The sequence below is a fragment of the Streptomyces sp. NPDC016845 genome (assembly GCF_044332585.1).
Taxonomy (GTDB): Bacteria; Actinomycetota; Actinomycetes; order Streptomycetales; family Streptomycetaceae; genus Streptomyces.
In genome coordinates this window covers 125,287-152,217 of sequence record NZ_JBIRPI010000020.1, presented here as the reverse complement: position 1 = coordinate 152,217, position 26,931 = coordinate 125,287, and the positions used below count along the sequence as shown (strand labels likewise).

General features: G+C 71.5%; 21 protein-coding genes. 8 read left to right on the top strand and 13 right to left on the bottom strand.

The annotated features are described in order from the left end of the window. Nucleotides 1-3: 3 nt before the first annotated feature. Nucleotides 4-2,661: a BTAD domain-containing putative transcriptional regulator gene (locus ACH4RC_RS33210; protein ID WP_398207501.1), complete on the top strand. Its 2,658-nt coding sequence runs from the start codon at nucleotides 4-6 to the stop codon at nucleotides 2,659-2,661. Between the two features lie 62 nt (nucleotides 2,662-2,723). On the opposite strand, the gene ACH4RC_RS33205 is transcribed toward ACH4RC_RS33210, so the two are convergent. After that, nucleotides 2,724-3,086: a DoxX family protein gene (locus ACH4RC_RS33205; protein ID WP_398207500.1), complete on the bottom strand. Its 363-nt coding sequence runs from the start codon at nucleotides 3,084-3,086 to the stop codon at nucleotides 2,724-2,726. A 111-nt stretch (nucleotides 3,087-3,197) separates the two neighbouring features. Next, the gene (locus ACH4RC_RS33200; protein ID WP_398207498.1) at nucleotides 3,198-4,742 is read right to left on the bottom strand and encodes a DHA2 family efflux MFS transporter permease subunit; all 1,545 of its coding nucleotides are present in this window, start codon (nucleotides 4,740-4,742) and stop codon (nucleotides 3,198-3,200) included. A 209-nt stretch (nucleotides 4,743-4,951) separates the two neighbouring features. On the opposite strand from ACH4RC_RS33200, the gene ACH4RC_RS33195 reads away from it, so the two are divergent. Both ACH4RC_RS33195 and fdxA read left to right on the top strand, forming a co-directional pair. Further along, entirely contained in the window at nucleotides 4,952-6,196 is a 1,245-nt protein-coding gene (locus ACH4RC_RS33195) for an FAD-dependent monooxygenase (protein ID WP_398207496.1), read from the top strand. 20 nt (nucleotides 6,197-6,216) lie between these two features. Continuing rightward, nucleotides 6,217-6,525 (top strand): ferredoxin, encoded by a 309-nt coding sequence (gene fdxA / locus ACH4RC_RS33190; RefSeq protein WP_398207494.1) that lies wholly within the window; start codon nucleotides 6,217-6,219, stop codon nucleotides 6,523-6,525. Between the two features lie 97 nt (nucleotides 6,526-6,622). Here the strand turns inward: fdxA and ACH4RC_RS33185 are convergent, their stop codons facing one another. From ACH4RC_RS33185 to ACH4RC_RS33135, 11 genes are all read right to left on the bottom strand, one after another. Then, entirely contained in the window at nucleotides 6,623-7,120 is a 498-nt protein-coding gene (locus ACH4RC_RS33185) for an SRPBCC family protein (RefSeq protein WP_398207492.1), read from the bottom strand. A 147-nt stretch (nucleotides 7,121-7,267) separates the two neighbouring features. Further along, nucleotides 7,268-8,320, bottom strand: coding sequence for a 3-oxoacyl-ACP synthase (locus ACH4RC_RS33180; RefSeq protein WP_398207490.1), 1,053 nt, complete (start codon nucleotides 8,318-8,320; stop codon nucleotides 7,268-7,270). Further along, nucleotides 8,320-9,216, bottom strand: coding sequence for an SDR family NAD(P)-dependent oxidoreductase (locus ACH4RC_RS33175; RefSeq protein WP_398207488.1), 897 nt, complete (start codon nucleotides 9,214-9,216; stop codon nucleotides 8,320-8,322). Before ACH4RC_RS33175 ends, ACH4RC_RS33180 begins: the two co-directional genes overlap by 1 nt. 49 nt (nucleotides 9,217-9,265) lie before the next feature. Then, nucleotides 9,266-10,480, bottom strand: coding sequence for an FAD-dependent monooxygenase (locus ACH4RC_RS33170; RefSeq protein WP_398207486.1), 1,215 nt, complete (start codon nucleotides 10,478-10,480; stop codon nucleotides 9,266-9,268). Next, nucleotides 10,477-13,527: a type I polyketide synthase gene (locus tag ACH4RC_RS33165; protein ID WP_398207485.1), complete on the bottom strand. Its 3,051-nt coding sequence runs from the start codon at nucleotides 13,525-13,527 to the stop codon at nucleotides 10,477-10,479. Before ACH4RC_RS33165 ends, ACH4RC_RS33170 begins: the two co-directional genes overlap by 4 nt. Then, on the bottom strand, nucleotides 13,524-13,796 hold the full coding sequence (locus ACH4RC_RS33160) for an acyl carrier protein (RefSeq protein ID WP_398207483.1): 273 nt from the start codon (nucleotides 13,794-13,796) through the stop codon (nucleotides 13,524-13,526). The genes ACH4RC_RS33165 and ACH4RC_RS33160 overlap by 4 nt, the downstream gene beginning before the upstream one ends. A 110-nt stretch (nucleotides 13,797-13,906) precedes the next feature. Beyond that, nucleotides 13,907-15,604: an acyl-CoA dehydrogenase gene (locus ACH4RC_RS33155; RefSeq protein ID WP_398207481.1), complete on the bottom strand. Its 1,698-nt coding sequence runs from the start codon at nucleotides 15,602-15,604 to the stop codon at nucleotides 13,907-13,909. Then, nucleotides 15,601-17,394, bottom strand: a complete 1,794-nt coding sequence (locus ACH4RC_RS33150) for an acyl-CoA dehydrogenase family protein (protein ID WP_398207479.1) — start codon at nucleotides 17,392-17,394, stop codon at nucleotides 15,601-15,603. The genes ACH4RC_RS33155 and ACH4RC_RS33150 overlap by 4 nt, the downstream gene beginning before the upstream one ends. Then, nucleotides 17,391-19,136 carry a fatty acyl-AMP ligase gene (locus tag ACH4RC_RS33145; RefSeq protein WP_398207477.1) on the bottom strand — a complete coding sequence of 582 codons (1,746 nt, stop codon included), beginning with the start codon at nucleotides 19,134-19,136 and terminating at the stop codon, nucleotides 17,391-17,393. The genes ACH4RC_RS33150 and ACH4RC_RS33145 overlap by 4 nt, the downstream gene beginning before the upstream one ends. Nucleotides 19,137-19,151: 15 nt before the next feature. Continuing rightward, a complete protein-coding gene (locus ACH4RC_RS33140) occupies nucleotides 19,152-20,429 on the bottom strand; it encodes a cytochrome P450 (RefSeq protein ID WP_398207475.1) in 1,278 nt (425 codons plus the stop codon). Between the two features lie 17 nt (nucleotides 20,430-20,446). Further along, nucleotides 20,447-21,604 (bottom strand): hypothetical protein, encoded by a 1,158-nt coding sequence (locus ACH4RC_RS33135; protein WP_398207473.1) that lies wholly within the window; start codon nucleotides 21,602-21,604, stop codon nucleotides 20,447-20,449. Between the two features lie 209 nt (nucleotides 21,605-21,813). Between ACH4RC_RS33135 and ACH4RC_RS33130 the strand changes: the two genes are divergently transcribed. Genes ACH4RC_RS33130 through ACH4RC_RS33110 form a run of 5 tightly spaced genes read left to right on the top strand, consistent with a single transcriptional unit; the run spans nucleotide 21,814 to nucleotide 26,931 of the window. Next, nucleotides 21,814-22,884 carry a 3-oxoacyl-ACP synthase III family protein gene (locus ACH4RC_RS33130; protein ID WP_398207471.1) on the top strand — a complete coding sequence of 357 codons (1,071 nt, stop codon included), beginning with the start codon at nucleotides 21,814-21,816 and terminating at the stop codon, nucleotides 22,882-22,884. Further along, entirely contained in the window at nucleotides 22,874-24,832 is a 1,959-nt protein-coding gene (locus tag ACH4RC_RS33125; protein ID WP_398207469.1) for an HAD-IIIC family phosphatase, read from the top strand. The genes ACH4RC_RS33130 and ACH4RC_RS33125 overlap by 11 nt, the downstream gene beginning before the upstream one ends. Beyond that, on the top strand, nucleotides 24,822-25,070 hold the full coding sequence (locus tag ACH4RC_RS33120; protein WP_398207468.1) for an acyl carrier protein: 249 nt from the start codon (nucleotides 24,822-24,824) through the stop codon (nucleotides 25,068-25,070). The genes ACH4RC_RS33125 and ACH4RC_RS33120 overlap by 11 nt, the downstream gene beginning before the upstream one ends. Beyond that, nucleotides 25,067-25,837 (top strand): 2-oxo acid dehydrogenase subunit E2, encoded by a 771-nt coding sequence (locus ACH4RC_RS33115; protein ID WP_398207467.1) that lies wholly within the window; start codon nucleotides 25,067-25,069, stop codon nucleotides 25,835-25,837. The genes ACH4RC_RS33120 and ACH4RC_RS33115 overlap by 4 nt, the downstream gene beginning before the upstream one ends. Then, nucleotides 25,837-26,931 carry an alpha/beta hydrolase gene (locus ACH4RC_RS33110; protein ID WP_398207465.1) on the top strand — a complete coding sequence of 365 codons (1,095 nt, stop codon included), beginning with the start codon at nucleotides 25,837-25,839 and terminating at the stop codon, nucleotides 26,929-26,931. Before ACH4RC_RS33115 ends, ACH4RC_RS33110 begins: the two co-directional genes overlap by 1 nt.

The following is a 26,931-nucleotide window of genomic DNA, read 5'->3' as shown; positions in this document are numbered from 1 at the left end:
CTCATGCGCTTTCACCTTCTCGGCCCTCTGCAGGTCGAACCGCAGACCCCGTCCGCGGCCAAGCTGCGCACCGCCCTCGCCACCTTGCTGGTCGGCGCCAATACCGTCGTCTCCACCGACAGCCTGGTGGACGAGCTGTGGGGCGCCGCTCCACCGCGTACGGTGACGACCACGTTGCAGGTGTACATCTCACAGTTGCGCAAGCTGCTCGGCGCAGGCGCCGACGACGGCAGCGGACGGGCCTTCATCGAGACCCGCCCGCCGGGCTACGTGTTCCATGCGGACCCGGCCGATCTGGATCTGCACGCTTTCGAGGACCAGCGCGCACGGGGCGAAGCGGCCTACAGCCACGGGCAGTTCGCGGCCGCGGGGAAGGCCTTGCACGCGGCGCTCGGGTTGTGGCGTGGTCCCGCCCTGACGGGTGTGGTGCAGGGGCAGCGCCTTGAGGCGGCCGCCTCGCATCTCCAGCTGCTGCGGATGGAGACCCTGGAGCAGCGGATCGCCGTCGACGGCTGGCTCGGCCGGCATCGCCGGCTGACCGGTGAACTGACCGGCCTGGTGGGGGAGTACCCGCTGCGGGAGACGCTCCACGCCCACCTCATCGTGGCCCTGTACCGGTCGAACCGGCAGTCCGAAGCACTGGCGGTGTACGAGCGGATCAGGCGTGCGCTCGCGGAGGAGATGGGCGTCGATCCGGGACACGCCCTGCGTGAACTGCACCAGCGCGTGCTGCGCTCCGAACCGATCGCCCACTTCGACGAATGCCTGGACGGCAGGGCCGTGGTCGAGGTGCGCTCCGTCCCCGCGCCGGTCGTGCGACTGCCGCGGCCGACCCCGCAGTTGACGGGCCGTGCCGGGCAACTCGACGCGGCAGTCGCGGAGTTGAGGGGCGACGACGGAGCGGATCCGGTCCACGTCCTCGGCATCACGGGGGCGGCAGGCGTCGGGAAGACCGCGTTCGCCGTGGAACTGGCCCGTCGCACCGCCGACCGCCACCCTGACGGACAGGTGTTCGTCAGCCTGCGCGGGGCGGACGGCGAGCCCCTGAGCGCCCGTGCCGTGCTGCTGCGGCTGCTGAGGCTGCTGCGCACCGGGCCGGAGTGCCCCTCGCCCGATCCGGCCGCGGGCATCGACGAACTGTCCGACCTGCTGCAGGTGACCGTGGCCGGGAGACTGCTGCTGCTCGTCCTCGACGACGCGAGCCGCGCCGCGCAGATCGAGCCCGTCACGTCGGCGGCCACCGCGAGTACGGTCGTGGTCACCAGCCGCAGACCCGTCACCGGCCTCGACGGCACCCGCGCCTTCCCCTTGCCGCCGCTCACCGAAGACGCGGCGGTGGAACTGCTGCGTGCGCGGGCCGGAGTACCGGTCGAGGTCGACTCGGCCACGCACATCGCTCGGCTGTGCGGCTGTTCGCCCCTGGCGCTGCGGAGCGCGGCCACGGCTCTCGCCCGCCGCCCCCGCTGGTCGGGCGCGGTGCTGCGGACCCGGCTCGCGGACGAGCGGGCGCGACTCGACGTACTGGGCCTCGGCGACCAGGACGTCCGTGGCCGTCTGCTCACGGGCTACCGCGAACTCGACGGCGTCGAGCGGCACGCCTTCAGGATGCTGGCTCTCGCGCCCCGGCCCGACTTCGCTCCGTGGTGTGCGGCTGCTCTCCTCGACACCACGCCGGACCGCGCCGAGTGGGCATTGGAGGGGCTCGTGCGCGCGGGCCTGCTCACCACCCGGCCGTCGGGCGGCGGGCAGATGCGCTACGCGAGCGACGAACTGTCCCGTGCGCTGGCGGCCGAACTGCTCGCGCAGCGGGACCCGCAGGAGAGCCGGCGGGCCACGGACCGGCTGTGCAGCGGTTACCGGGCGCTCGCCCGGTACGCGGACGGCCTTCTGTCACCCGGGGCGCTAGAGTCCGGGGGCACCGAGGCCGGTGAGCGGGGCCGGCCCGGCCGGCTCGTCCCCCGGCAGGCCGTCGGAGCCTCGCCGTTGCGCTGGTTCTCCGAGGAGCGGGCCGGTATCGCGGAAACGCTGCGCCGGGCTCATGACGCGGGCCTGTGGCGGTCGACCTGGACCTTGGCCGAGCCCTTCCTGCGCTACCTGGAGGCAGGCGGCGAGTGGGAGGAGTGGGACGGCCTGGCACGACTGGCCCTGACCGCGGCCCGCCGTGCGGGAGATCCGTCCGCCGAGGCGTCGATCCTGTGCTCTCAGGGGGCTCTGGCCTGGCAACGCCGTCAGTTCGTCCTCGCCGGCACCCACTACGAGGCGGCCAGGTGCCGCGCCCTCGACGCATCCGCCCCCCGCGCCGAGGCGAGGGCGCTCGTCGGCATGGCGGATGTGGCGCTGGGCCTGAACGGGTCCGTCAAAGCCCAGCGCATCTACGCCAGGGCGGCACTGCTCTGCCGTGGCGAGGGCGATCTGCGCGGCCTGGTCGACGCGGAGCGTGGTCTGGCGTTCGCCGCCTTGCGGTGCGGAGACCTGGCGGTCGCGCTCCAGAACCTCGCGGAGTGTGAGCGGGCGGCCGGCGAGCTGGGTGACAGGCGGTGGCACGCGTACGCCCGCCGGACAGCGGCCGCCCTCGGACCGGGCAGGGCCCCGGGCGATCCGCTGGAACTACGGCCGGGCGTCTGGGAGATCACCGAGCCCCTGGTCCGGAGCGCATCCTGACCGTGCGGCGCACGGCGTCGGCGGCCGCCGCCGCGTCGCCCGCGTGCTCCCGTCGGCCTCGCTCAGGACTCGGCCAGCCGGCCGATGAGCATGAGCAGCGCCGAGCAGGCGAACAGCGTGTAGGGGAGAAGCGCGGATCCGCGGTCGCCGTGCGTGAGCTGCCGGAACAGGATCCATCCGCACAGCGCCGCGAACCACACCCCGGCCGCTACGGCGGCCTGCGGCTTCCAGAACCCCACGATCGCGCCCGCCACACCGATCAGGTCGAGCAGGCCGATCACGGAGACGGCGCGCGGGGACGGTGGGACGTGCGCCACTTGGGAGAACCTCTCCACCGCGACCTGTAAAGCGGGTGTCCAGGTGACTGCGGCCAGTCCGAACTCGAAGATGACCAGGGCGGATGCTGCCGCGGCGACGATACGCATGGCGATGGGGGTTCCTCACGGGGGATGAGAAGGGAGGCGGACGACGTGGGAACGGCAGAGTGGCGCGTGCCCCGTCGACGGTGATCGACAGGGCATGCGCCACACCGTACGTCAGTTGGTGGCGGCGGGAACCGCGGTCTCGTGCTCGTTCCTGGTCTTGCCCGTGGACGGCGTGTTCGTGGCGACCGGCTCGGTCGGAGCCTGGCCCGGCTTCATGCCGCGGAATCCGAGGAAACCGACGGCGAGGCTGATCCCCACCCAGACGAACAGGACGGCGAATCCGGTGTGCAGCGCCTTGTTGAGGGCGTCCAGGGGGTCGGCGCCCTGCGCGATGAAGTGGGCGGTCCGGGACTGCACCACGGTCGCCGCGACGGCCAGACCGAACGCTCCACCGATCTCGGTCGCGGAATTGAGCAGCGCGGACGTCGTCCCCGCGTCCTCTTCCGTGGCCTGCGCCGTACCCACCTGCGGGGTCGGGATCAGGCAGCAGAGCAGACCGATGCCGAGCAGCGCGGTGACGGGCATCATCAGGGCCCAGTAGCTCGTGTGGATCGGGCTGCCGAGCATGAGGATGATCATGACGGCGAGCAGCAGCGTGCCCGTGACGTAGAGGGCCATCGGGCCCACCTTGGGGATGAGCTTGGAGATGACGGGCGCGAAGAAGATCATCGCGAGCGTGGTCGGGATGTACGCGAGACCCGTCTGCATGGGGGTGTAGTCGAGCACGGACTGCATGTAGAGCGGCAGCATGAAGAAGCAGGGGAGCATGATGCCGGCCGTGACGAGCTGGCCCAGGCTGCCGGCGACCACGCCCCGCTGCCGGAACAGCCGCAGCGGTACCAGCGGTGCCGCGTTGCGGCTCTCGATGCGGATGAAGAGGACGAGCAGGAGGACCGCTCCGGCGAAGGAGCCGAGGGTGATCGGGTCGGCCCAGCCGCGGCTGCTCGTGGCGACCGTTCCGTAGACGAGCAGAAGCAGGCCGAGCGTGGACGTCACGGCACCGAGGAAGTCGGACTTGGGCCGCGGACCGGCCGGCGAACCGCCGGGGATCAGCGCGATCGCGGCCAGGATCAGCACCACGCCGATGGGAACGTTGATGTAGAACGCCCAGCGCCAGCCGACGTCGATGATCGCTCCGCCGAGCAGCGTTCCGCAGGCGGCGCCGATGCCGATGATCGACCCCCAGATACCGAAGGCCTTCGTGCGCTCCTTGGCGTCGGGGAAGCTGGTGACGACGGTGGAGAGAGCGGCGGGCGAGACACCCGCGGCGCCGATGCCCTGCAGCGCGCGTGCCCACAGCAGTTGGGTCTCGCTGTCGGCGACACCCGCGAGGAGCGAGCCGACGGTGAACAGGGCGATGCCGCCCAGCAGGATCTTGCGCCGGCCGAGAACGTCGGTGAGCCGGCCGCCCAGCAGCATGAGGCCGCCGAACAGGAGCACGTAGATGCTCATGACCCACTGGAGGTTCGCGGTCGACATGCCGAAGGCCGACTGGAGCGTCGGCGTCATGACGTTGACGACGGTCGCGTCGAGCCCGACCATGAACTGGGCCAGCGAGACCACGATGAGTACCCACCACCGCCGACTGTCCGCGGGAGGGTTGCCCGACGAGCCCGACGCACCCTCTTCGGGTACGGCCTTGGTGTTAACACTCACGTTTGCTCCTCAGAAATTCTCGCGCAGAAGTGACGTACCGGCTGCCTAGCGCAGCCTGCCGAGCACCCCTAGTGCTGCGCTCAAAGCCCGCTCGAGCGGGGCCTGGCCGCGACCGTTCCCGGCCCGTGCGACCGGCCCTTGAGTCCCGTACAAGTGCGGCGGCCTACCTTCCACGGGTCGGACAACGCTGAGCTTGGGGAGACCGCAGCATGACCATCCCGAACGAGACGGACGTCCTTGTCGTCGGCGGTGGGCCGGCCGGTGCTCTGCTCGGCTGTCTGCTGGCCCGTCGCGGTATCGACGTCGTCGTCGCCGAGAAGCAGGCACACCTCGACCGTGAGTTCCGCGGGGAGACGCTGGCGGCGCCCTCGGTCGTCACGCTCCGCAAGCTGGGCTTCGGCCCGGCGCTGGAGCGGCACGGCTATCTGGAGACGACCGCCGTGACGATGCGCATGGAGGGCCGGCGCGTCTTCTCCCTGGACTACGGGCGCTTCGGCATACCCACCAAGCCGACCGACATCCCGCAGCCCGCGCTGATCAAGATCTTCAACGATGCGGCGGCCGATCTGCCGAGCCACACCTACCTCTCAGGTGTCGGCTGCACCGAGCTGCTGCAGGAGAACGGTGTCGTGCGGGGTGCCGTGCTCAAGTCCAAGGACGGTGAGCGCGTCGAGGTCCGCGCCCGTCTCGTGGTCGGGGCCGACGGACGGTTCTCCAAGGTGCGCAAGGAGGCCGGGATCGCCGCCCGGATCCAGCCCGCGGGCCGCGACTTCCTCTCGTTCAAGCTGCCCCGCCCCGCCGACTGGGGCACCGAGGCGGAACTCATCGTGGAGCGCAACAAGCACCTGGTGGTGCTGCCGACGTTCCCCGACTTCCTGCGGGTCAGCAACAACCTCCCGAAGCGTGGGATGGGGGAGCTGCGCAAGGAGGGGTTCGCGTCCTTCCGCGCCGGCATCGCGGCCATCGACCCTCGTCTGAAGCCGCTGCTCGACGAGCACCTGACCTCGTGGAAGGACACCAGCTTCCTGGAGATCTTCACCGCCGAGGTCGACGAGTGGGCCCGTGACGGGCTGGTGCTGATCGGGGACGCCTCGCACACCTGCACCCCGATCCTGGGCCAGGGCGTGAACCTGGCCATCCAGGACACCGTCTGCATCGCCCCGGTGATCGCCCGCTCGCTGGAGCGGGGGAAGCCGGGCTCGCAGGTGCCGGCCGCGGATCTGGCCGAGTTCGTCGCCGTCCGCCGTAAGCACAAGAGCACGGTGACGGGGTTCCAGCGCCGGCAGGAGACCGCGCTCGAGCAGCACACCCCGCTCGGCACGGCGCTGCGGCGGGCGCGGTTCCAGGTGCTCGACCGGCTGCCGATGAAGTACTCGCTGTTCGGCAAGGTACTCGCCGCACCGCACCCGATCGATCCGGTGGACCTCAGGACGCCGCAGACAGTCGGCGCCTGACGGCAGCAAGGGAGACAGCCATGACCTACACCATCGCCCAGCCCTGCGTGGACGTGAAAGACAAGGCGTGCGTGGACGAGTGTCCCGTGGACTGCATCTACGAGGGTCCGAGGATGCTGTACATACAGCCCGACGAATGTGTCGACTGCGGCGCCTGCGAGCCGGTCTGCCCCGTGGAGGCCATTTACTACGAGGACGCCCTGCCGGAGGACTGGCAGCACTACAACCAGGCGACCCGGGACGTCTTCGCCGAACTCGGTTCACCGGGGGGCGCTGCCGGTACGGGCGTCCTGCCGGTACCCGCGGACCACCCCTCGGTCGCGGCGTAGCCGTCCGCGGGCACCTGGCCCCGACCCGGCCGCCGGACCGGCGCTGCCGCTCGCTCCCCAGGTCGCCTGGGTCCCCGCACGGCCTCTCGGCCGGCCGTCACCCGGTGTGCTCCGCGGCCTGTTTCAGTCTCGCCATCTGCTCCGACAGCGTGGTGCGGAGCTTGCGTTCACTGAAAATGAGACGGAGCAGCGGGGAGGCCATCGACTCCTCGGTCCGGGCGAGTACACGGCCGTCGGGCAGCTCTTGGAGAATGTGCCGGTGAATTCCCTTGATGCCCATGCTGACCCCGGTCCAGGTGAGTTCACGGAGCGGGTCGACGACGGCGAATTTCGAGCGCATTCTGGCCCGTTTGCTCACCCAGGTGAACGTGGCGTCCACCGTTACGTCGGAGTCGAGGCGGACCGAGGTGACGTCGGGGTTCCATAAGGTCCATCTGTCCACGGTGGACAACAGCTCCCAGACCCTTGCCAGCGGGGCGTCGATCTCCACTTCCACAGCGCTGCGAACGGGCGCGTCGACGTCGATGGTGTACTTCTTCGCGAATTCATCGTGAAGTCGCTGGAGTGGCGGGCCATTGTAGAAACGGTTTGTCATGTACTCAAATCCATGATGTCAGAGCTGTTTTCCATTGCCTGAGGATGCGGCACCCTCGTCCGTGCACGAGGTTGCCGCACTCAAGACCGCGGGCGCAAGCACGCAATTGAGACGGCAGCGCAAGCGGCTGTCTCGAAAAGAGCTCGGTCAACTGATGGATTCTTTCTCCAGGGCAAGGCCCCCCTTCAGCCACTTGCTCGATTCCACGGCCGCGCACAGCGCCCGGTCGCCGTCCCGCAACAACGGGAGCAAACGGCCCAGTTGCAGGAACGGAAGCGCGTTTCCGTTGTTTCCGGTGGTGTCGACGCAGCTCACCTCCGTCGCCGGGACGCCGATGCGGTCGACGATCAGTCCGGTCATCCGGCCCGACAGCTGAGGCGGCAGCAAGTAGTCGATCTTGTCGAGATCCCAGCCGAGGTCGTCGGCCAGTTCGCACACAACCTCTTCCGCCAGACGGGGGACGTTGTTCTCGATGGCCTTGTAGTCCTCCTTCGCGGCGGGCCTGCCCTGGTCACGGTCGGCGAGCCCGAACCACTCGATGACCTGTCCCGGGCTCTGCCCCAGGCCGACGAAGCGGTTGAGAACGCGGCGTATCGCCGTGCGGTGCCCGAGAGGTTCCCTCGACACCACGACGGCGCCGGCCCCGTCACCGAACAGCATGTAGTTGACCAGCTCGCCGGGTGCCAGCCGGGAGAAGTCCCGGTCGAGCAGCAGGTGTTTGTTGCAGATGTCCGCGCCGATGACGAGCCCGGTGGCGCCGGAGCGGTCCGTCTCGGGGTCGCGCAGGACGCGGCATGCCAGGTCCAGGGCCTGGACGGCGCCGACGCACCCCGACTGGAGCTGGTACGTCGGCACGTGACCGATGCCCAGCAGGTCCGCCACCAGATTGACCGTCGCGGGCATCAGATGGTCGGGCGTCGCGGTGCCCAGCACGACGAAGCCGATGTCGGAGGCGTCGAGCCGCGCGTCGGCGAGCGCGGCCTCCGCTGCCTCGTGGCACAGGTCCGCCAGCTTGTGCGTCGGAGCGCCGGTCGACAGGTCCGACGCGAAGTGGCGGGTCTTCGTACCGGTGAAGTCGTCGATCCACGCCGCGCTGGCTCCGATGAGCCCGGCGAGCCGCTCGTTGTCGACCGGATCGCCGGGCAGCGCCGAGCCCGTACCGACCAGGTAGGGGACCGGGGCCGCCGGGCCGGGCGACATCACGAGGCCTGCTTGGCGCGCGCCCAGTCGGCGCGTGCCTGCTGGGCGATCGGATCGCCGTTCGACCCCGAGCGCAGGACGCGCGGGTCGTTCACGTCGATGTCCTGTCCGGCCTTCCGGACCGTCCGTGCCGCCTTGTAGCGCACCAGCATCGGCAGGTAGAGCGCCGCCACCAGCTTGCCCGGGTACACCAGCCGGCGCCTGCCCTTCTCGATGGCGCGTACGGCGGCCACGGCGAGCGCGTCCGTCGTGCCGATGGGCAGGTTGCGCAGGATGTGTCCGGCGCCCGGCGCCTGCGCGGACTCGGAGAGGAACTGTGTGTCGACCGGACCGGGCAGCAGTTCCATGACGTCGATGTCGCTGCTCTGCAACTCCAGCCGCAGGGTCTCGGTGACGGCGGCCAGGGCCGACTTCGACGAGGCGTAGTACCCGAGACCGGGCCAGGTGCGCAGTTGCATCAACGAGGAGACGTTGACCACGAGGCCGGTGCCCCGCTCGCGCATGTGCGGCACGAGCGAACGCACCAGGGCGAGCGGGCTCCAGAAGTTGGTCTCGTACACCTCGCGCGCCTCCTCGCCGTCGCCGACGTTCCACTGGAAGCCGAAGCAGCCCACACCGGCGTTGTTGATGAGGACGTCCACGCGGCCGAGTTCGGCCAGCGCCCGCTGCGCGAGTTGCTCGGCGTTGCCGCGCAGCGACAGGTCGGTGACCAGGATCACGGGCCGGCGGCCGCCCGCACCGGTGATCTCGTCCGCGAGCTCGTGCAGCGCGGTCTCCGTGCGGGCGGCCACCGCCAGGTGCGCTCCCTTGAGGGCGAGGGCCTTGGCCAGTGCCCGTCCGATTCCGCTGGACGCACCCGTGATGAGGATGCGCTGCTCAGCAAGGTTCCTGTACATGATGGGGCCTCACAGAAGTGTCGGGTGGCAGGACATGGGTCGGCGTCGCTCAGCGGGCCGACAGCGTGTAGTAGACGCGCCGCCAGATACGGCGCTTGAGCCAGTCGTTGGAGTCGATCAGGGTGTAGAGGCCCTGGCGTACCCGCACGGCCGGGGCGCTGGACGCGGAGAAGGCGCGCTCCTGGGCCAGCTGCACCTTCCGGGCCTGTTCGACATGTGGACCGCGCAGGTGCTGGAAGCGCTGCGTGGCGGCGTCGAGCAGGCCGTCGCGGGCGGCGGGGCGCAGAGCCCGCACCACGAGCGGAGCAAGGGTGACGGCGTCGATGACGGCGTGGTTGACCCCTTGCCCGAGCACGGGGGAGAGGGTGTGCGCGGCGTCGCCGATCAGGACGAGACCCGGTCGGGACCACCGCGGGACCGATGTCGTGAAGATGTCCAGGAGCATCAGGCTGTTCCAGCCGGTGATGTGCTCCTGCGCGGCCGGTGCCAGCTCGGGCACGAGCGAGGACAGCCGTGCCCGCAGGGCGTCGATGCCGAGGCCGCGGAGTTCCTTCAGCCCGCCCTTGGGGATGTTGAGGCCGACCCGGACCAGGCCGGGATGGGTGGGCAGGCACAACGCGTGCTGGTCCCCGTCGATGCGCACCCGGACCGTGCTCCTGTCCCACGTGCCGGGGAAGGGCAGGGTGCACCACAGCACGTCGCGGTCGAGCGGCGTCTTCTTGTGGGCGAGACCGCTCTGGCGCAGTACCCGGCTGAACCGGCCGTCGGCGCCGACCGTGAGAGCGGCACGGATCTCCGTGTCACCGTCCCGCTCGCCGCCGCAGCGCACACCCGCCACCCGACCGCCGTCCTCGACCAGTCCGGTGACGCTGCTGCCGCGCAGCAAGGTGAAGCCGGGGTGGCGGGCGGCCGCGTCGGCCAGCACTTCGAGGAGTATCTGCTGGGGAAGCTCGATCGGCAGGTATCCCGTGGGACTCAGGTCGCGGAAGTCGACCTCCAGCACCCGCTTGCCCCCGTCCGAGATCTCGAAGCGCCGCGTCTCCTCGAAGTCCAGCCGTGCGCTGATCTCCTTGAGCAGGCCGCGCTGGTCGAGCAGGCGCACCGAGTCGGGCGAGACCGACTCGCCCCGGAAGTGCCGGGTGAACTTCGTGGTCTGCTCCACGACGACCACTTCACAACCGCGCCGCGCCAGTTCGAGGCCGAGCATCAGTCCGCCGGGGCCGCCGCCCACGACGCAGACCTGGGTGTCGATGTGCGTCGTCATGCGCGTACCCCGCTGTTCTGCTTCGCCAACGGTCCGTCGAGGCGCTCCTCGACCCAGGCGACGAGGTCACGTACGCGCAGGCCGGCCGCGGTCGGCGCCGTCGTCGGGTCGGACCCGGCCAGCTGGGGGAAGCAGTCCTGGAGCTTGCGCCCCACCAGGAGCAGGGTGAGGGAGTCGTATCCGAGGTCGTCGTAGAGAATCGTGTCCGGCAGGATCTCGGTGGGGGAGTAGCCGCCCACCTCCGCGACCACGGAGGCGACCGTCGTCCGCACCAGGTCGTCGGGGAGTTCGACGGGCCCGGGGCGCTCGGGGGGCTCGGCCTTCGGCAGCTCGGTCGCGGCCGGTACCGCCGGATCCGGGCCCGGCGCCATCGGCCGCACGGGGACGACGGTGGTGTCGAAGCGCCTGGTCGGGGAGAAGACGTACGGTGCCAGCCGGTGCGGGGCCCCGGCCCGCGTGGTGAGCGGGGCCTCAGGGGCGAGGTCGAGGCCCGCCCGGTACAGGGCGGCCACCACCTCGAGCAGGTCGTCGGCCGTGGCGTTCCTGGCGGAGCAGGTGGCGAGCCGGCGCAGGCCGGGCGGCGGTTGCAGCGCGGAGACGAGCGACTTCAGCACCGGGCGCGGCCCGACCTCCACCAGGTGTGTCGGTTCCAGGGCGAACGCCGCGCGTGCCGCGTCCGCGAAGCGGACGGGCGCGGTGATGTGCCGCGCCCAGTAGGCGGCGTCCAGCGGGGCGCCGTCCAGCGGGCCGCCCAGCACCGTCGACAGCAGGGGAGCGCTGGGTGTCCCGGGGGACACCGACGCGGCCGCGGCAGCGAACTCGTCGACGACGGGCGCCATCAGCGGTGAGTGGAAGGCGTGCGAGACCTCCAGCCGGCGCGACCGCACACCGCGGGCCGCCAAGGTTTCGTTGACCCGCGACAGCGCCTCGCCGTCCCCGGACACGACCACGTTGCGCGGTCCGTTGATCGCGGCCACGCCCAGCAGGGGCTCGTCGGCCACCAGGCCGAGCACGTCGTCCGGCGACGCGAGCACCGCGAGCATGCCGCCGCCCGCGGGCAGCCGCTGCATCAAAGCGCCGCGCAGGCACACCAGCCGTGCCGCGTCATCCAGGGACAGCGCGTCGGTCAGACAGGCCGCCGCGAACTCACCGATGCTGTGGCCCAGCACGAACGCGGGCTCGACACCGTACGACAGCAGGGTGCGGCCGAGCGCGTGCTCCACGGCGAAGAGCATCGGCTGGGCACAGGCCGGCTCCTGCCCGCGGGGGTCCTCGTCGAGCAGCAGCCGGACGACGGAGTGCCCGAGGTGGGGGCCGAGGGCCTCGTCGGCCTCCGTGAGGAAGCGGCGGTATACGGCGGACCGGCGGTAGACGTCCGCCGTCATCCCGGGGTACTGCGAGCCCTGCCCGGTGAAGAGCAGACCCACCCTGGGCACGGCCGCCCGGCCGGTGTGCCGGGCGAACACCTCGTCGTTGCGCGCGGCAAGCCCGAGCACCCCGGCCAGGTCGTCGCGGCTGTCGACCGTCGCCGAGAAGCGGTGCCTGAGACCGGCCTTCACCCGCTGCGAGGCCCGGCACATGGCCGGCAGGTCGGCCTCGCGCTGCTGCGCGACATGGGCGGCCTGCCGGGCGAGATTGCGGCGCAGGGACTCCGGGTCGGGGGCGGACAGCGTGAACAGCCGGGGTTCGCGTTCCGCGGCGTCCGATGCGGCGGCCCCGGATTCCCCGGCCCCTCGTCGCAGGGCCGACGGGGCACCGGAGAGCAGCAGATGGGCGTTGGTGCCGCCGAGCCCGAAACTGCTCACGGAGCCGAACGTGTCTCCCGACGGCAGCCGGAGAGGCGCTTTGACCAGCCGCAGTCCTCGCTCGGGCAGCCGCAGAGCCGCGTTCTCGTGCCGGCTGTGCAGGCTCGCGGGCAGTACGCCGTGGTGCAGCGCGAGCGCGGCCTTGATGAGCGCGGCCGTGCCGGCGGCGCCTTCCGTGTGTCCGAGGTTGCCCTTGACCGAACCGACCGCGCAGGGGCGTTCCCGCTCCACGGCATGCACATCTCCCAGGGCGGCCGTCTCGATCATGTCGCCGAGGACGGTGCCGGTGCCGTGGGCCTCGACGAAGCGGACGTCGGCCGACCTGACGCCCGCCTCGGCGTAGGCCGCGGTGATGACCTCCCGCTGGCTGATCCGGTTCGGGGCGGCGAAGCCGTTGCTGCGCCCGCCGTGGTTCACGGCGCCGCCGCGGATCACGGCGTACACCCGGTCGCCCGCGGCCACGGCGTCGTCGAGCCGGCGCAGCACGACGACGGCCGCTCCCTCCCCCCGGCCGATGCCGTCGGCACGGGAGCTGAAGGGCTTGCACCGGCCGTCAGGCGCCGAGAGACCGGCCTGTGTGTAGAAGATCCCGAGCGCCGGCGTGAGGATCACGTTCACCCCGCAGACGAGCGCGTGGTCGCACTCGCCACGCGCCAGTGCCGTACGGGCCATGTCGACGGCGACGAGGGAGGATGAGCACGCCGTGTCGACGGAGACACTGGGGCCGCGCAGATTGAACTGGTACGAGAGTCGGTTGGCCATCATCCCGTGCCCGGTACCCGACCCCAGGTGCGGGGTGATGGTGTCGAAGCAGCCCATGCGCAGGGCCCATTCGTTGCCCATCGCGCCGACGAAGACCCCGGTCCTGCTGCCCCCCAGGGCATGCGGGCCGGTGCCCGAGTCCTCGATGGCACGCCATGCGCACTGGAGGAGCAGCCGCAGTTGCGGGTCCATGGCGGCCGCCTCGCGCGGGGGGATGCCGAAGAAGTCGTTGTCGAAGAGGTCGATGTCGTCCAGATAGCCGCCGAGCCGCGTGTTCATGGTGCCGGGGAGGACGTCGGGCCCCGGCGCGACGACGCGCTCCGTGTCCCAGCGGGCCTTTGGAACGCCGCGCATGGCGTCGCCGCCGCGCATCAGCAGGTCCCACAGGGCGTCCTTGTCCCCGACCCCGGGAAACACGCACTCGATGCCGGTGATCGCGACCGGGGCGCGGGCGACGCCGGCGCGTTCCCCGCCGCTCACCGGAGGGCGATCGCGTCGTGGAGGTACTCCGCCATCGCGGCGATCGTGGGGTGGTCCCAGGCGAGCGTGGGTTCCACCGGGATGCCGAGCGTGTCCTCGATGTCCGCGCACACACTGACGGCGTAGACGGAGTCGAGCCCCGCCTCGGCGAGCGGCCGGTGCGGATCGAGGGACGCGGGATCGGCGTCCACGTAGTCGGCGATCAGAGCGGTGAGCCAGACGCTGAGTTCCGTCTTGGAACGGAGCGCGGTGGGGGGCGTGGTGGCCATGGGTTCTCCGTGGTCTCGTAGTGGTCCCGTGGTTTCGTGGTGGTCCCGTGGTTTCGTGGTGGTCCCGTGGTCTCGTGGTGATCCCGCGCAGGGGCCGTGCCGGTCGTGGGCTATGCGTACGGGCGGTCGTCCAGGTCGAAGCTGGTGTTCGCCTCGTGACGCACGAGGAGCTCGGCGAAGACGAGGTCGTCCGTCTCCTGCGACAGCGGCCTCGGCGCGTGTCCGAGCCGCACGGCGATCCGGTGCAGCGCCGCCGTCAGCCAGGCCGGATCGCGCAGGAAGGGCAGCGCGGTGTCCGGGCTGTGGAGCCAGACCTGCGCGCAGGAAGACGCGGCGAGCAGCAGGGCGTAGCGTTCCGCCAGTTGGAAGCTGCGGGGGCCCGAGACGACGGTGCGTTCGCGCGGGCGCAGGGCCGCGCAGCGCGTCGCCAGGTCGTGGAACTCCTCGCGCAGGACCAGGGCCAGGGCCGTGAGCGGGCCCGCCGGGCCCCCGGACTCCTTGATCACGGCGTCGAGGGACGCGAGGACGCCGCCGCCCAGCGCGTCCCGGCCGCCGGTGCCGATGGAGAGGCGGTCGTATCGCATGGCCGGCACCGGTTCGCCGGGCCTGAAGAGCGCGGGGGGCGCCTCCTCGCCCAGGAGCCAGGAGCGCCGGGCCAGCTGGTGGAGCTGGGGGACCAACGTGGCCAGACAGGTGGTGGACCCGGCGTGACCCAGGCTGAGCACCGGCAGGTCGCGCAGATGCTTCTGGAAGATCGCGAACTCGCCCTCGCGGAGGTAGTGGCGTGCGCCGAGGACGACGGACAGGTCGGCACAGGCCCCCAGCAGCAGTTGCGGCACCAGGTACTTGGTCGCGGCGGCGACCGGACCGCACTGCTCGGGCAGCAGGTGCAGCGCCCGGGTGGCCGTCGTCGCCAGGCAGTCGGCGATCAGCAGATCGACGAAGGCGCCGGCCAGGAGCCCGCGTGCGTGCGGGAGTTCGGCGACCCTGGTGCCGTACAGCTTCCGGTGCAGGGCGAACCGCAGGGTGACGCGCAACTGCGTGTCCAGCGTGCCCAGCGCCATGCTCGGCAGCGCGGCCCGCGTCACCTGGAACGAGCGCAGCGCGGTCTCCAGGCCGGTACCGGACGCACCGACCGTGCTGTCCGCGGGGGCGGGGCAGTCGGTGAACTCCAGCCCGCTCAGCCGGCAGCCGCGTACACCGACGGTCGGGTAGCGCGGCAGCGAGCGGACCCGGGCGCCGGGCAGGTGCGGCCGGTCGAGGAGGAGCAGCGAGTGGCTGCGGCTGCCGGGACCCTGCCCGGTCCGGGCGAACAGCACCAGGGCCTCGGCACGGTCCGCGTTGTTCACCACTTCCTTGCGGCCGTTCAGGAGGAAACCGCCGGTCCCCGGATCGGCCCGGAACTCCTGGCGGGACAGGTCGTTCCCGTGCGCGAGCTCATGGAAACAGACGGCCGCCTTGCCGCCGCGGCCGAGGACCCCGGCGAGCCGGCGCCGCTGTTCCGGGCTGCCGGACGTCCACACGTTGACGGCCGCCATGAACGATGTCACGCCGTGCCCGAGCCCCAGCGCTCCGTCACGGCGGAAGACGGACCGCAGGGAGCGCGCCAGCCGCGGGATGTCGTGCAGCCGGCCGCCGAGTTCGGCCGGTACGAATTCTTCGCCGAGACCGTAGCGGTCGAGGAGCCGCTCCCCGCCGTGTGGCAGCCGGCCGTCCTCGTCGGCGGCCACGATCGCCTCGAAACCCAGGGGGTTGTCGCCGTCCCAGGGGTCTCCCAGCAGCTCCTCCAGATCGGGGGCGGTGCTCACGATGCCTCCTCGTCGGGTACGCGGGCGGGGGCGGGCAGCAGCGAGAGCGGCGGGCCGACGCGATCGCCCGCGGACTCCGTGGCCAAGGTGACCAGCCGGTCGAACGCCTCGTCGGAGTCCGGATCGCCGCGGAACCCCTGCTCCCGGCCCGGACGGATCCTGGCCAGGAGCAGACGCAGACAGGCGTCGAGCCACAGACCGTCGCGCCACAGTGCCGCGTCCCGCGGGGCCGCGGCGGCCGCCACCCAGCGGTGGTTGTGCGACCACAGCCGCAACGCGGCGGCGGCCGCGTAGCAGGCCGCGTAGCGTTCGGCGAGGGCGAAGGCCTGGGGGGACACGGCGAGCGAGGTGGGCCGGTGGGCGGCGAGTTCGTCGTGCAGTTCGTGGGTCGCGCTCAGCACCTCGGCCGCGAGCGCGGCGGTGGGCGGCGGCAGCGCGCTCACCTTCAGCATCGACGTCACCCCCGCCACCAGGCCGGATCCCTTCGTGGGGGCCAGCGACAGACGGCCCGGGTCGAAGGCGGGCAGCGGCTCGGTCAGGGTGGCCGCGACGGCCGGGCCGGCCTCGTCCGCGAGCCCGCGCCGGTATCCGCGGGCAAGCAGGCCGAACTGGTTCACCAGGGCGTGCAGATTCACCACGGTGCTCCCGTCGAAGAGGCCGACGATGCGGTGATCGCGCTCCACCTTCTGGAACAGCGCCTGTGCGTGCGTCCCCTTGAGGTAGGCCCGCGCGCCCAGCAGCCGGCCGATGCCCGCGATGCTCTCCCCGACGAGCGTGGGCACCAGGTACTTGGTGACGGCCGAGGACGTGGCCAGCTCGCCGGCGCACGTGTGGATCGCCCGGCCGGCCACGACACCGACGGCCTCGGCGGCCAGCAGACCGGCGATCGCCCTGCCCATGGTCTGGCGGGCCTGGGGCAGCTGGGCCAGCGTGCGTCCGTAGAGACCGCGGCTGTTCAGGAAGTCCAGACCGAGGCGCACCGCGTGGTCACCGGCGCCCAGCGACAGCGAGGCGCACAGGGTCCGGGTCAGCTGAAGACCCTTCAGCACGATCTCCAGGCCGCTGCCGGGGGCGCCGATCGTGGCGCTCGCCGGCACCTCGGCCTCGTCGAACGCGATGCCGCTGATGTCCGCGCCCCGGATCCCGTGGGTGAGCACCTTGGGCAGGGTGCGGTAGCCGCCGGCGCCGCGCCCGGTGCGGTGTTTGTCGACGAGGAGGAGGGTGAAGCCGCGCGGCCCGCCGGCCGGGTCCGTGCGGGCGAGAGCGCAGACGCGGTCCGCTCGGGTCGCGTTGTTGATCAGCCACTTCTCGCCGCTGAGGACATAACCGGCCGCTGTGGGGCGGGCGGTGACCTCCCCCGCGAGCAGATCACTGCCGTGGTCGCGCTCGGTGAGCCCCCAGGAGACGACACCGCCGCGCAGGATCAGCCCGGCCAGCTCTTTCGCCTGGACGGGGTCCGCGCCCACCCAGGCGCAGACCGCGCCGAGGTAGGTCTTGCCGTGGGCGACGGCGACCGTGAGGTCCCGCCGGGCCACGGTGCGCATGATGGCCAACGCCTCGTCGTAGTCCGCCAGTTCTCCCCCGTACCGGGTCGGTACGTAGGCCGCGGGCAGACCCGCCGCGTCCAGCGCGGCACACATGTCGGCGGGGAACTCCTCACGTTCGTCGAGTTCGGCGCACCGCGCGGCGGAGAAGACGTTGTCCGGGTCGTCCGGGTCGCCGAGGACCCGCTCCCACCGCTCGGCGAGCAGCCGGGCACGGAAGCCCGCGTCACCGCGTGTGGCGGTCATGACGTGCTCACGGCCCGTGCGGTGTCGCCGACGGCGGCGATCTCGTCGGCGAGGTACAGCTCCCGCATGGCGGACCGCTGGACCTTGCCGCTGGTCGTGCGCCGGACGACGCCCGGCCTGACCAGCAGCACGCGCGTGCCGCCGACCCCGTACTGGCGGCCCAGGTGCTGGGAGACCGCACGCGCGATCTCGTCCAGCTCCCCGGGGCCCAGCCGCCCCGCTCTGACCTCCTGGACGACGACCACCCGCTGGTCGTCGCCGAACGCGGCGGCCGTTCCCCCGGCGAGCGCGGGGTGCACGGACTTCGAGTCGGACTCGATGTCCTGCGGGTGCAGGTTGCGCCCGTGCACGATGAGAAGGTCCTTGATCCGGCCGGTGACGAAGAGTTCGCCGTCGTGGACCGCGCCCAGGTCGCCCGTGCGCAGGTATCCGGTCTCACCGGCGGCCGTGGTCGCCCGGAAGGTCGCCCGGCTCTCGTCCTCCCGGCCCCAGTAGCCGAGTCCGACATTGCCGGCGCGCACCCAGATCTCCCCGACCCGGCCGGGCGGCAGCGGCTGTGCCGTGTCCGGGTCGACGATCGTGACGTCGAGGCCGGTGACGACACCGCTGCTGACGAACGCGCGCACGGCGGGGGCCCCGGGGTGCGTCTGTGGGGATGACGCCGACGGGACGAACCGCCCCTGTTCCAGGTCGGCGGCGAGTACGTCCAGGGTGAGGGGCGGCCGCCAGGGGCGGTCACCGCACACGATCAGGGTGGCCTCGGCCAGTCCGTAGCAGGGGAACATGGTCTCGGCGCGCAGCCCCGCGGGCTGAAGCCGCCGATGGAAGGTGGCGACGGACCGGGCCGTGACGGGCTCGGCGCCGTTGACCGCGACGAGCCACCGGGACAGGTCGATCCGGCTGATCTGCTCGTCGGTGAGCCGTCGCGCGCACAGCTCGTAGGCGAAGTCGGGGCCGCCGCTCATCTGGATGCCGTGCCGGTCGATCATGTCCAGCCACAGATGAGGCCGCTTGAGGAAGCTCATCGGCGACATGAAGACCGAGCTGCCGCCGTGGAACAGGGGTTGCAGCAGCATCCCCATGAGACCGAGGTCGTGGTAGTGCGGGAGCCAGCCGCCGAAGCGGGTCTCGGAGGTGCTGCCGAGCGCCCGGCCGATCGACTCCGCGTTGTGCACGAGGTTGGCGTGGCTGATCATGACGCCCTTGGGATCGCTCGTCGACCCCGAGGTGTACTGGAGCAGCGCGAGGTCGTCCGGCCGCGGCGAGCGGAGACGCCGGCCGGGATCGCCGAGCTCCTCCGAGTCGGTGGCCGCGCAGTGCACGTCCAGCCCCTCGTCGGCCGCCCACTTCGCCACTTCGGCACGGCTTGCGGCGTCGGTGAGCACGAACGCGGCGCCGGTGTCGCGGGCGATGGAGGTCACCCGGCGGCGGTGCTGGGGCCGGGTCCCGGGCAGCGGCGAGGGCACGGCGACCGCGCCCGCGTACGCGCAGGCCACCAGCCCCTTGGCGAACTCGAGTCCCGGCGGGTGCAGGAGAAGGACCCGCTCGCCCCTGGCGCCCCGCTCGGTGAGCCAGGAACCGATACGGCGGGCGTCGTGGTCGAGTTGTGCGTAGGTGAGGGACTCCCCGAGGTTTTCCGAGGGGTCGCTCAGAAAGGTCAGCGCGACCCGGTCGCCCAGCGCGTCGGCGTGCGCGCCGACGATCTGGGCCAGGGAGGAAGGCTCCGTTCGAAGGCCTGTCACGGTGCTGCACTCCTGTCAGAACAGTTTGACCGGTACGGAGGCGAAACGGCGCAGTGCCAGGCCGGGCTCGCGCACCGGCGCCGCGGCGAGCCGCAGGCCGGGAAAGCGCTGGTACAGGCGGCCCAGGATCTCTTCGAGCTCCATGCGCGCCAGGGCCGCGCCCAGGCAGTAGTGCGCTCCCAGACCGAAGCTCAGCGGCCGGGTGCCGGAGCGCCCGATGTCGAGCCGGTCGGGGTCGGTGAAGTGCAGCGGGTCCCGGTTGGCGGCGCCGATGAGGGCCACGACGGAGGTTCCGGCCGGTATCGGGATGCCGCCGAGCACGACGTCGGTCAGCGCGATGCGCCGGGTCATCTGGATCGAACCGTCGAACCTGGCCAGCTCCTCCGTCGCGGCGGCGAGCTGCGAGGAGCTCTCGCGGAAGGGCGCCAGCTGATCCGGGGCGTCGCCCAGCGCGACCACCGAGTTGCCGACCATGCCCGCCGTCGTCTCGAACCCCGCGGCGAACAGGAAGCCGAGGGTGTCGAGCAGCTCCTCCTCGGTGAGCCGGTCCCCGTCGGAGTCGACGACGTCGATGAGGGCCGAGGTGAGGTCGTCACGCGGAGCGGAGCGGCGCTCGGCGACCAGGCCCTTGAAGTACTTCCGGATGCTCGAGTACGCGGCGTCGCCCGCGGCCAGTTCCTCGGGGGTGACGGCGATCTCGAACATCACACCGCACTTGCGCACCCAGGACTGGAAGGGGGGCAGGTCCTCGTCCGGCACACCGAGCAGCTTGGCCATGACCCGGATCGGCACCGGCAGACCGATGGCCTCCTGAAGGTCGACGACGCCGTCGTCCGCGCGCTCGGCCATGTCGTCGAGCAGCCGGTCGGTGAGGTCGGCCACGAAGGGACGCAGCTCCTCGATGCGACGGGCGTTGAAGGCGTGCGACACCAGCCGGCGGAGCCGGGTGTGGTCGGGCGGGTTGTTCCCGATCATGGTCGAGTACACGTGGAACATCAGCGGGTGGCTGCGCCAGTCCGGCTCGTTCGCGTCGAACCAGTCGGCGTCGGCGACCCCGTAGCGGTCGCTGAACACCACCTCCTTGCAGGCTTCGTAACCCGAGACGAAGCAGGCGCCGAGCACGCTGGGAAAGACCGGAGCCGCTTCCCTGAGCCGGGCGTAGGCCGGGAACGGATTCTCCTTGCCCTCGGGGGTGATGAGGTCGAGCAGCGCGGCCTCCGCGGCGGCGGTCGCCTCCTCGGTGAGGGCGCCCGGCTCGGCGGCGGCCGCGGCGGTGGACGAAGAGTGGCTCATGAGATGCTCCAGATTTCCTAGGCGGTGGGAAACGGGGACCGGGGGATCCAGGCGGGGGTGGGCTCCTCGTTGTTGCGGCCCTTCTCGACGAACACGAGGTTGTGGTAGTGGTGCACGCCCACCGTGTGGTCGGCGGCGTACGAGCGGGGGCCGGAGCCGTCGTCCGCGTACTCCCGGTGGTGCATCAGGTCCACCAGCGACGTCATGAGCCCGAGGGTGGTGCCGTCGCCGGCGGCAGCGGCGTCAGGGGTGCCGCCGTACCCCGGCCAGTAGGACGTCTGCACGTCCTCGATGACGTACAGGCCGCCCTCCCGTACGTACGGGAAGAGGGTGTCGAAGGACGTCCGCACGTGCTCGTTCACATGGCTGCCGTCGTCGATCACGATGTCGAACGGACCGTGCTCCTTCGCCAGGGCGTTCAGCTGCCCGGGGTCGTTCTGGTCCCCCTGGAGCGTCCTGATGCGGGGGCCGAGGACCTCGGGCTTGCGGAACAGGTCGAGTCCGAGGACCAGCCCCCGCCTGAAGTACTGCTGCCACATGCGCAGGGAGGCGCCGCCCGCCCCGTTGTCGGAGTAGCCGCCGACACCGATCTCGAGGACCCGCACCGGGGCGTCGCGCAGCGCGCGCATGTGCCGTTCGTAGTGCCGGGTGTACCAGTGCACCCCGCCCCACTTGTCGGAGCCGAAGCGGACCGCGAGCCGGCCGAGATCGGTTTCGGCGGGCGAACAGGCCGCCAGCAGAGCGTCGAGGCCCTGCACCACGGGGTGCATGCGCTGCGCCAGCTCGGGGATGGACGTCTGCGGCCAGGTGAACTCCACCTTCGGGGGCGCCGGCCGGGCGTCCGCACCCGGCCCGAACAACTGCGCGAGCAGCTCCCGCAGTTCGTAGGTGACGGTGACGGACGCGTCGCCCGGGCCACCGGCCGTGGCCACCATCTCGCGCCGGTCGATCCGCAGCGTGTGGTCGGTGAACCGGCCGTCATGGTGCAGACGCAGGTGCACCTGGACCGGGTCCCAGGGGCCGTCCGCTCCGTAGCGGGCGAGCACTTCGCCGATGGCGACGGCCGAGGCCTGCTCGATCCCGACCCCGGCGATCGCCGCCAGTAGCTCTTCGTCCCGGGCGCCTACTGCCAGGAGAAGGGGTTCGACGGCTCCCCAGTGGCTGGACTTGACCATGCTCGGCACTCCTCGGCTCTGTGGGCAGGCGGAGACAACGTGCCGAGGGTGGGCCAGGGGGCTTAAGAACCTCTAGGAGACGTCGTCGACCGCGCCTTTAGCCCTCCCCTAGGACCGGTTCGTAAGTTCGCGGTTGTCAGATCCCGCGACGGGAGGGCACCTCCGACGGAGCTGACTCCTGACTGCTACTCATTAAGGAACTTGACGCCGTGAGACTCATTGCCCTCAGCGAGGTACTGCCGGGTGTCCCGGTGACGAACCGAGACATGGCGCAGCGGTTTGGTCTGCACGAGAAGTGGCTCGACCGGATGACCGGCAACCGCAACCGGCACTTCTGCGATCCGTCCAGTTCCGACGGGGTGCCGAAGAACACCGGTGATCTGGCGACCGTCGCCGGCGAGCGCGCGCTCGCCGCGGCCGGTGTGGACGCGTCGACGCTGGACTTCATCATCCTGACCACCGGCTCGCCCGACCACCTGATGCCGGCGACCGTCAACACCGTCGCGGACCGGCTCGGCCTGAACGACCTTCCGACCTTCCAGCTGACCTCCGGCTGTGCCGGGGCGCTCACCGGCCTCTACACCGCCCGGGCGCTGCTCGCCGGCGGCCTGCGCCGCGGTCTGGTGATCGGTGCCGACTCGGTGGTGAAACTCTGGCCCGCCGACCGCGACATCAAGCGGATCAAGTCGGCGGAGCTGGCCAACTTCGCCCTGTTCGGTGACGGCGCCGGCGCGGCCGTCGTCGACGCCGACGACGACGGCCCCGGCCTGGTCGTCGACCACATGGTGCTGCGCACCGTCGGAAAGGGCCGCCCGCCGGCCCAACTGGTGCGCTGGTACGGCGCGGACGGCGCGCCCATGGTGCCCGGGCCGGACGGCACCGAGGTCCGCGAGTCCATGGGCGAAGAGGACTACAAGGCCATCGAGCAGAACGTGCCCGGTCTGGCCTGCACCGTCCTGGAGGAGCTGACCGCCGCCGTCGGCTGCGACACCAGTGAGGTCGACCACGTGCTCCCGCCCCAGCTCAACGGCGTCATGGCGGAGAAGATCCGGCAGCGCATGGGCGTGACGCCGGAGCAGGCCGTCTCCTGCGTCGCGGACACCGGGAACAACGGCAACGCCCTCCCCTTCATCCAGCTCAACCGGACGATGCAGCGCATCCAGGCCGGTACGGGCGTCGGCGGCCGCGTGCTGGTCACCACCATCGAATCCTCGAAGTGGATCATTTCGGGGATGGCGCTGCGGCACCAGCCGGGCGGGGCGGTCACCGATGCAGCCTGACAGCCCGGCCATCGCCGCACCCCTCATGAACGGCCCCGGGGCCCTTCCCCCTGGCCCCGGGGCATCACCCCTGCAGCAACTGCGCACGCTCGCCCGCTCAGGTTTCGGTGACGGCGCGTCCGCGGTCGCGGGACTGCTCGCGCAGCTCGACGACGTACTCGACCTGGAGGCGGCGGGCTCCCTCCTGTCGGGCACACGGCGGCGTGCGCAGCTCGCCGACACCGGGCTGTTCACGGCCCAGCCGATCGCGCTGCTCGGCAGCTGCACCCTGGACACGCTGCCGCCCCTGTTGACCGCGACCATGCTCCAGGCGGGCATACAGCCGGAGATCCGGCTCGCCGGATTCAACCAATGGCGCTTCGAGGTGCTCTCCGGCGCACCGGACCTCAAGGACCTCCAGCCCCGCGTCGTCGCCTGCCTCCTGGACGACGGCGCCGTCTTCGGGGAGATCGCGGACCCCCTCGACATCGAGGCCGTCGAGGCCCGGTGCGCCGCCTTCCCCGCCGAACTGCGGCAGTGGACGCAGGCGGCCCAGGACGTGCTCGGCGGACTCGTCGTGCTGTGCACCCTGCCCCTGAGCCCGCTGCGCAGGGACCGTCTCGTCGACTACCGGAGCAAGGCCCGGCTCGAAGCGTCCTGGCAGCGGATGAACGCGGCCGTTCTCGACCTGGCCACGGAGCTGGCCGGCACCGTCGTCCTGTCCGACGCGGCCCTCGCGGCCCGGGCCGGCACGGTCTTCGGCAGCCACCGGATGCGGCACGCCGCGGCGCACAGCTACGCCCCGGAGTTCCTGCGTGCCTATGCGCAGGAGCTGACGCGGGTCGCCCGCGCCGACCTGGGCCGCGCCGCCAAGTGCCTCGTCCTGGACCTCGACAACACCCTGTGGGGCGGTGTCGTCGGTGACGACGGCATCGGCGGGCTGCGCCTCGGCGGTGCCTACCCCGGCTCGGCGTACCAGGAGCTCCAGACACTCGCCCGCGACCTGGAGAAGCAGGGGGTGATGCTCGCTGTCGCGTCGAAGAACGACGACGACATCGCCCGGGAGGCCATCGCCACGCACCCGGACATGGTCCTGCGGCCCGGCTCGTTCCTGGCCGTGCGGGCCAACTGGCAGCCCAAGCCGGACAACGTCCGCGAACTCGCGGCCGAGCTCAACATCGGTGCGGACGCGATGGTCTTCGTGGACGACAACCCGGTCGAGCGCGGTCTGATGCGGGAGATGCTGCCGCAGGTCGCCACGGTCGAACTGCCGGCCGACCCCGCGGGATACGCCTCCTGCCTCGCCGAGCAGGGCCACTTCAACCTGCTGAAGCTGACCGGTGAGGACCGGGAGCGCACCAAGCTGTATCGGGAACGCAGCCGTCGGGCCGAGCTGCAGAGCACGTCCGGCAGCCTGGAGGAGTACCTCGCGGCGCTGGACTCGCGGCTGACGATCGAGCCCGCCGACGCGCTGAACACGCCCCGCATCGCGCAGCTCTTCGGAAAGACCAACCAGTTCAACCTCACCGGTGTCCGGTACCCCGAGGAGGACATCGCACAGCGCATCGCCGACGGCACAGGCACCTTCTTCGCCGCCCGGCTCACCGACCGGTTCGGTGACAACGGGCTGATCGCCGCGATCGCGCTCGGCGCGGCCGCGGACGGCGCCTGGTCGATCGACAACTTCGTCCTCAGCTGCCGTGTCTTCTCACGCAACGTCGAGGACGCGATCGTCGGCCTGATCCTGCGTTCCGCCAGGGAACACTCCGCGGCGGCCGTGACGGCCCGCTACACACGGACGGCGAAGAACGCGAAGTTCGCCGGCTTCTACCCGGCCCAGGGCTTCGTGCCCGGGGCCGCCGATGACGACGGAACGTCCACCGGCTTCCGTCACGACCTGACGAACATGTCCGACCTGCCCGGTTGGATCCGGGTCGTCAACGACGAGGGAGCCTTCCATGTCCGCTGACCGGACCGTCCTCGAAGTCGTCGAGCAGCTGCTCGACCTCGAGCCCGGGGAACTGAACGTCGGCACCGCGCTGACCGAGATCGAGGGCTGGGACTCGGTGAACCAGATGCGCGTCCTCGTCTACCTGGAGCGGGAGCTCGGGGCCTCTCTCGACTACGACCGCTTCATGAAGGCGGAGTCGCTGGCGGACGTGTCGACCCTCGTCGGCGAGGCGCGCGGGGACGGCGGGCAGAAATGAGCGCCCTGATCCCGGCCGTCCGGCCGTTGTCCCAGGCCCGCCGAGGCACCTGGACCTTCCTGCACGGAGGGGCGCGCAAGACGTGCCACGTCTATCTGATGGCGGACGTGGACGCCACCCGGCTGAAGGAGGCGCGCGCCGCGAGCGGCGGCAAGCTCAGCTACGTCAGCCTTCTCGTCAAGGCGGCGGCCGACGTCGTGGCCGCCTTCCCCGAGGCCCGGTCGATGCTCCAGGGCAGCACCCTGCGGCCGAGGTTCGCCGTTCTCGACGACGTCGACGTGAAGGTGCTCTTCGACAAGACGGTCGCCGGTGAGCGTTGTGTCGTCGCCGGTACGGTGCACGCCGCGCAGAACCTGGCGGTGCTCGACGTACAGAACGCGATCGACGTGTACAAGGACGCCGAGGTGGCCGACACCGGCCCCTTCAGCCAGGTCAAGAAGGTCCAGCGGCTGCCGCTGACCCTCTCGCGGATCGCCTACCGCGCCGCCATGGCCAACGCGGCCCGCCGCGCGGACATCCAGGGCACCTTCTCCGTCACCTCGGTGGGACAGGAGCCGGTGCGGGCCATCTTCCCGATGATCTCGGGAACGCTCGGCTTCGGCATCGGCCGCATCGCGGACGCGACCGTGGTCCGTGACGGGCAGGTGCACATCGCGCCCCAGTTCACGCTCTCCCTCGCGTTCGACCACCGCGTCATCGACGGCGCCCTCGCCTCGGAAGTACTGGCCCAGGTCAAGGGCCGGCTCGAAACCTGGGAGGTGTCGTGATGCTGGCCGAAGCCAAGCAGTTCGTCGGGCTCCACGCGCGGTTCATGGGCCTCGACCCGAAAGAGGTCGACCGGGTGCTCGGCCGGATCGGCACCCTGGACGGTGAGGGCAGGGGCAGCTGGGTCGGCGAGTGGTCGGCCGTGGCCGACCGCCACGTCCGCGCGGGCAAGCCGCGGGCCGCGTCCAACCTGTACAACCTCGCACGCTTCCCCCGGGCCGACTCGCCGGCCAGGCGCGAGGCCGGCGAGCTGGCCGCGCAGAGCCTGCACAGCTGGCTCCTCAGGTCCGGAGCGGGGGAGCGCCGGACGGCCACCGTCGACGGTCACGAGGTGCCCTTCCTCTACCAGGCCGGGCCCCGGCCCGACTCGCCCCTCGTGATCATGATGGGCGGCATCGTCTCGCTCAAGGAGCAGTGGGGCGGATTCCTGCAAGCGGTCCCCCGCACCGGATCCGCCGTGGCCATCATCGACTTCCCCGGCGTCGGGGAGAACGGCGTGCCGTACTCCCGCGCGGCGGGGAAGGTGTTCACCGCCGTCATGGACTCCGTCGCCGACACCTGCGCGGCGGACCGCACACTCGCCGTCGCGCTCAGCTTCAGCGGCCACCTGGCGCTGGTCCAGAGCCAGGCCGACCGGCGTATCCGCAAGGTCGTCACCGTCTGCGCCCCCCTCGGCACCTCGTTCACCGAGCCGGCGTCGCTGGCCGCGATGCCCCGCATCACTCGAGCCGCGCTGAGCCACACCTCCGGCGTGACGACCGAGGATCTGGACCAGCACCTGAGTGCACTCGCGCTCCGGCCGGAGGAGATCAGGGAGCTGAGGATCCCGGTGCGTTACGTGGCCAGCCTGCGTGACGAGATCATCCCGCAGGACGACTGGCGCGAGGCGGCACGTCTGCACGACGGATTCCACGTGAACGCCTTCGACGACGTCCACGGCTCGCCTCACCACCTGCGCGAGACGCGGGTGATCATCCTCGGCGAACTGCTCCGGCACGGCGGCCGTACCGGGCTCGCCCGGCTCGTCGAGCAGCTCGGCCGCAAGGTACTGCGCATCGCCCAAGTTCCCATAGCCAGCTCTCATCACCCGAGGTAG

Excerpts from the sequence above, each read along its gene's own strand:
- ACH4RC_RS33210 (WP_398207501.1), top strand. The coding sequence starts at position 4 with ATGCGCTTTCACCTTCTCGGCCCTCTGCAGGTCGAACCGCAGACCCCG.
- ACH4RC_RS33205 (WP_398207500.1), bottom strand. The coding sequence starts at position 3,086 with ATGCGTATCGTCGCCGCGGCAGCATCCGCCCTGGTCATCTTCGAGTTC.
- ACH4RC_RS33195 (WP_398207496.1), top strand. The coding sequence starts at position 4,952 with ATGACCATCCCGAACGAGACGGACGTCCTTGTCGTCGGCGGTGGGCCG.
- fdxA (WP_398207494.1), top strand. The coding sequence starts at position 6,217 with ATGACCTACACCATCGCCCAGCCCTGCGTGGACGTGAAAGACAAGGCG.
- ACH4RC_RS33185 (WP_398207492.1), bottom strand. The coding sequence starts at position 7,120 with ATGACAAACCGTTTCTACAATGGCCCGCCACTCCAGCGACTTCACGAT.
- ACH4RC_RS33180 (WP_398207490.1), bottom strand. The coding sequence starts at position 8,320 with ATGTCGCCCGGCCCGGCGGCCCCGGTCCCCTACCTGGTCGGTACGGGC.
- ACH4RC_RS33175 (WP_398207488.1), bottom strand. The coding sequence starts at position 9,216 with ATGTACAGGAACCTTGCTGAGCAGCGCATCCTCATCACGGGTGCGTCC.
- ACH4RC_RS33170 (WP_398207486.1), bottom strand. The coding sequence starts at position 10,480 with ATGACGACGCACATCGACACCCAGGTCTGCGTCGTGGGCGGCGGCCCC.
- ACH4RC_RS33160 (WP_398207483.1), bottom strand. The coding sequence starts at position 13,796 with ATGGCCACCACGCCCCCCACCGCGCTCCGTTCCAAGACGGAACTCAGC.
- ACH4RC_RS33150 (WP_398207479.1), bottom strand. The coding sequence starts at position 17,394 with ATGACCGCCACACGCGGTGACGCGGGCTTCCGTGCCCGGCTGCTCGCC.
- ACH4RC_RS33140 (WP_398207475.1), bottom strand. The coding sequence starts at position 20,429 with ATGAGCCACTCTTCGTCCACCGCCGCGGCCGCCGCCGAGCCGGGCGCC.
- ACH4RC_RS33135 (WP_398207473.1), bottom strand. The coding sequence starts at position 21,604 with ATGGTCAAGTCCAGCCACTGGGGAGCCGTCGAACCCCTTCTCCTGGCA.
- ACH4RC_RS33125 (WP_398207469.1), top strand. The coding sequence starts at position 22,874 with ATGCAGCCTGACAGCCCGGCCATCGCCGCACCCCTCATGAACGGCCCC.
- ACH4RC_RS33120 (WP_398207468.1), top strand. The coding sequence starts at position 24,822 with ATGTCCGCTGACCGGACCGTCCTCGAAGTCGTCGAGCAGCTGCTCGAC.
- ACH4RC_RS33115 (WP_398207467.1), top strand. The coding sequence starts at position 25,067 with ATGAGCGCCCTGATCCCGGCCGTCCGGCCGTTGTCCCAGGCCCGCCGA.
- ACH4RC_RS33110 (WP_398207465.1), top strand. The coding sequence starts at position 25,837 with ATGCTGGCCGAAGCCAAGCAGTTCGTCGGGCTCCACGCGCGGTTCATG.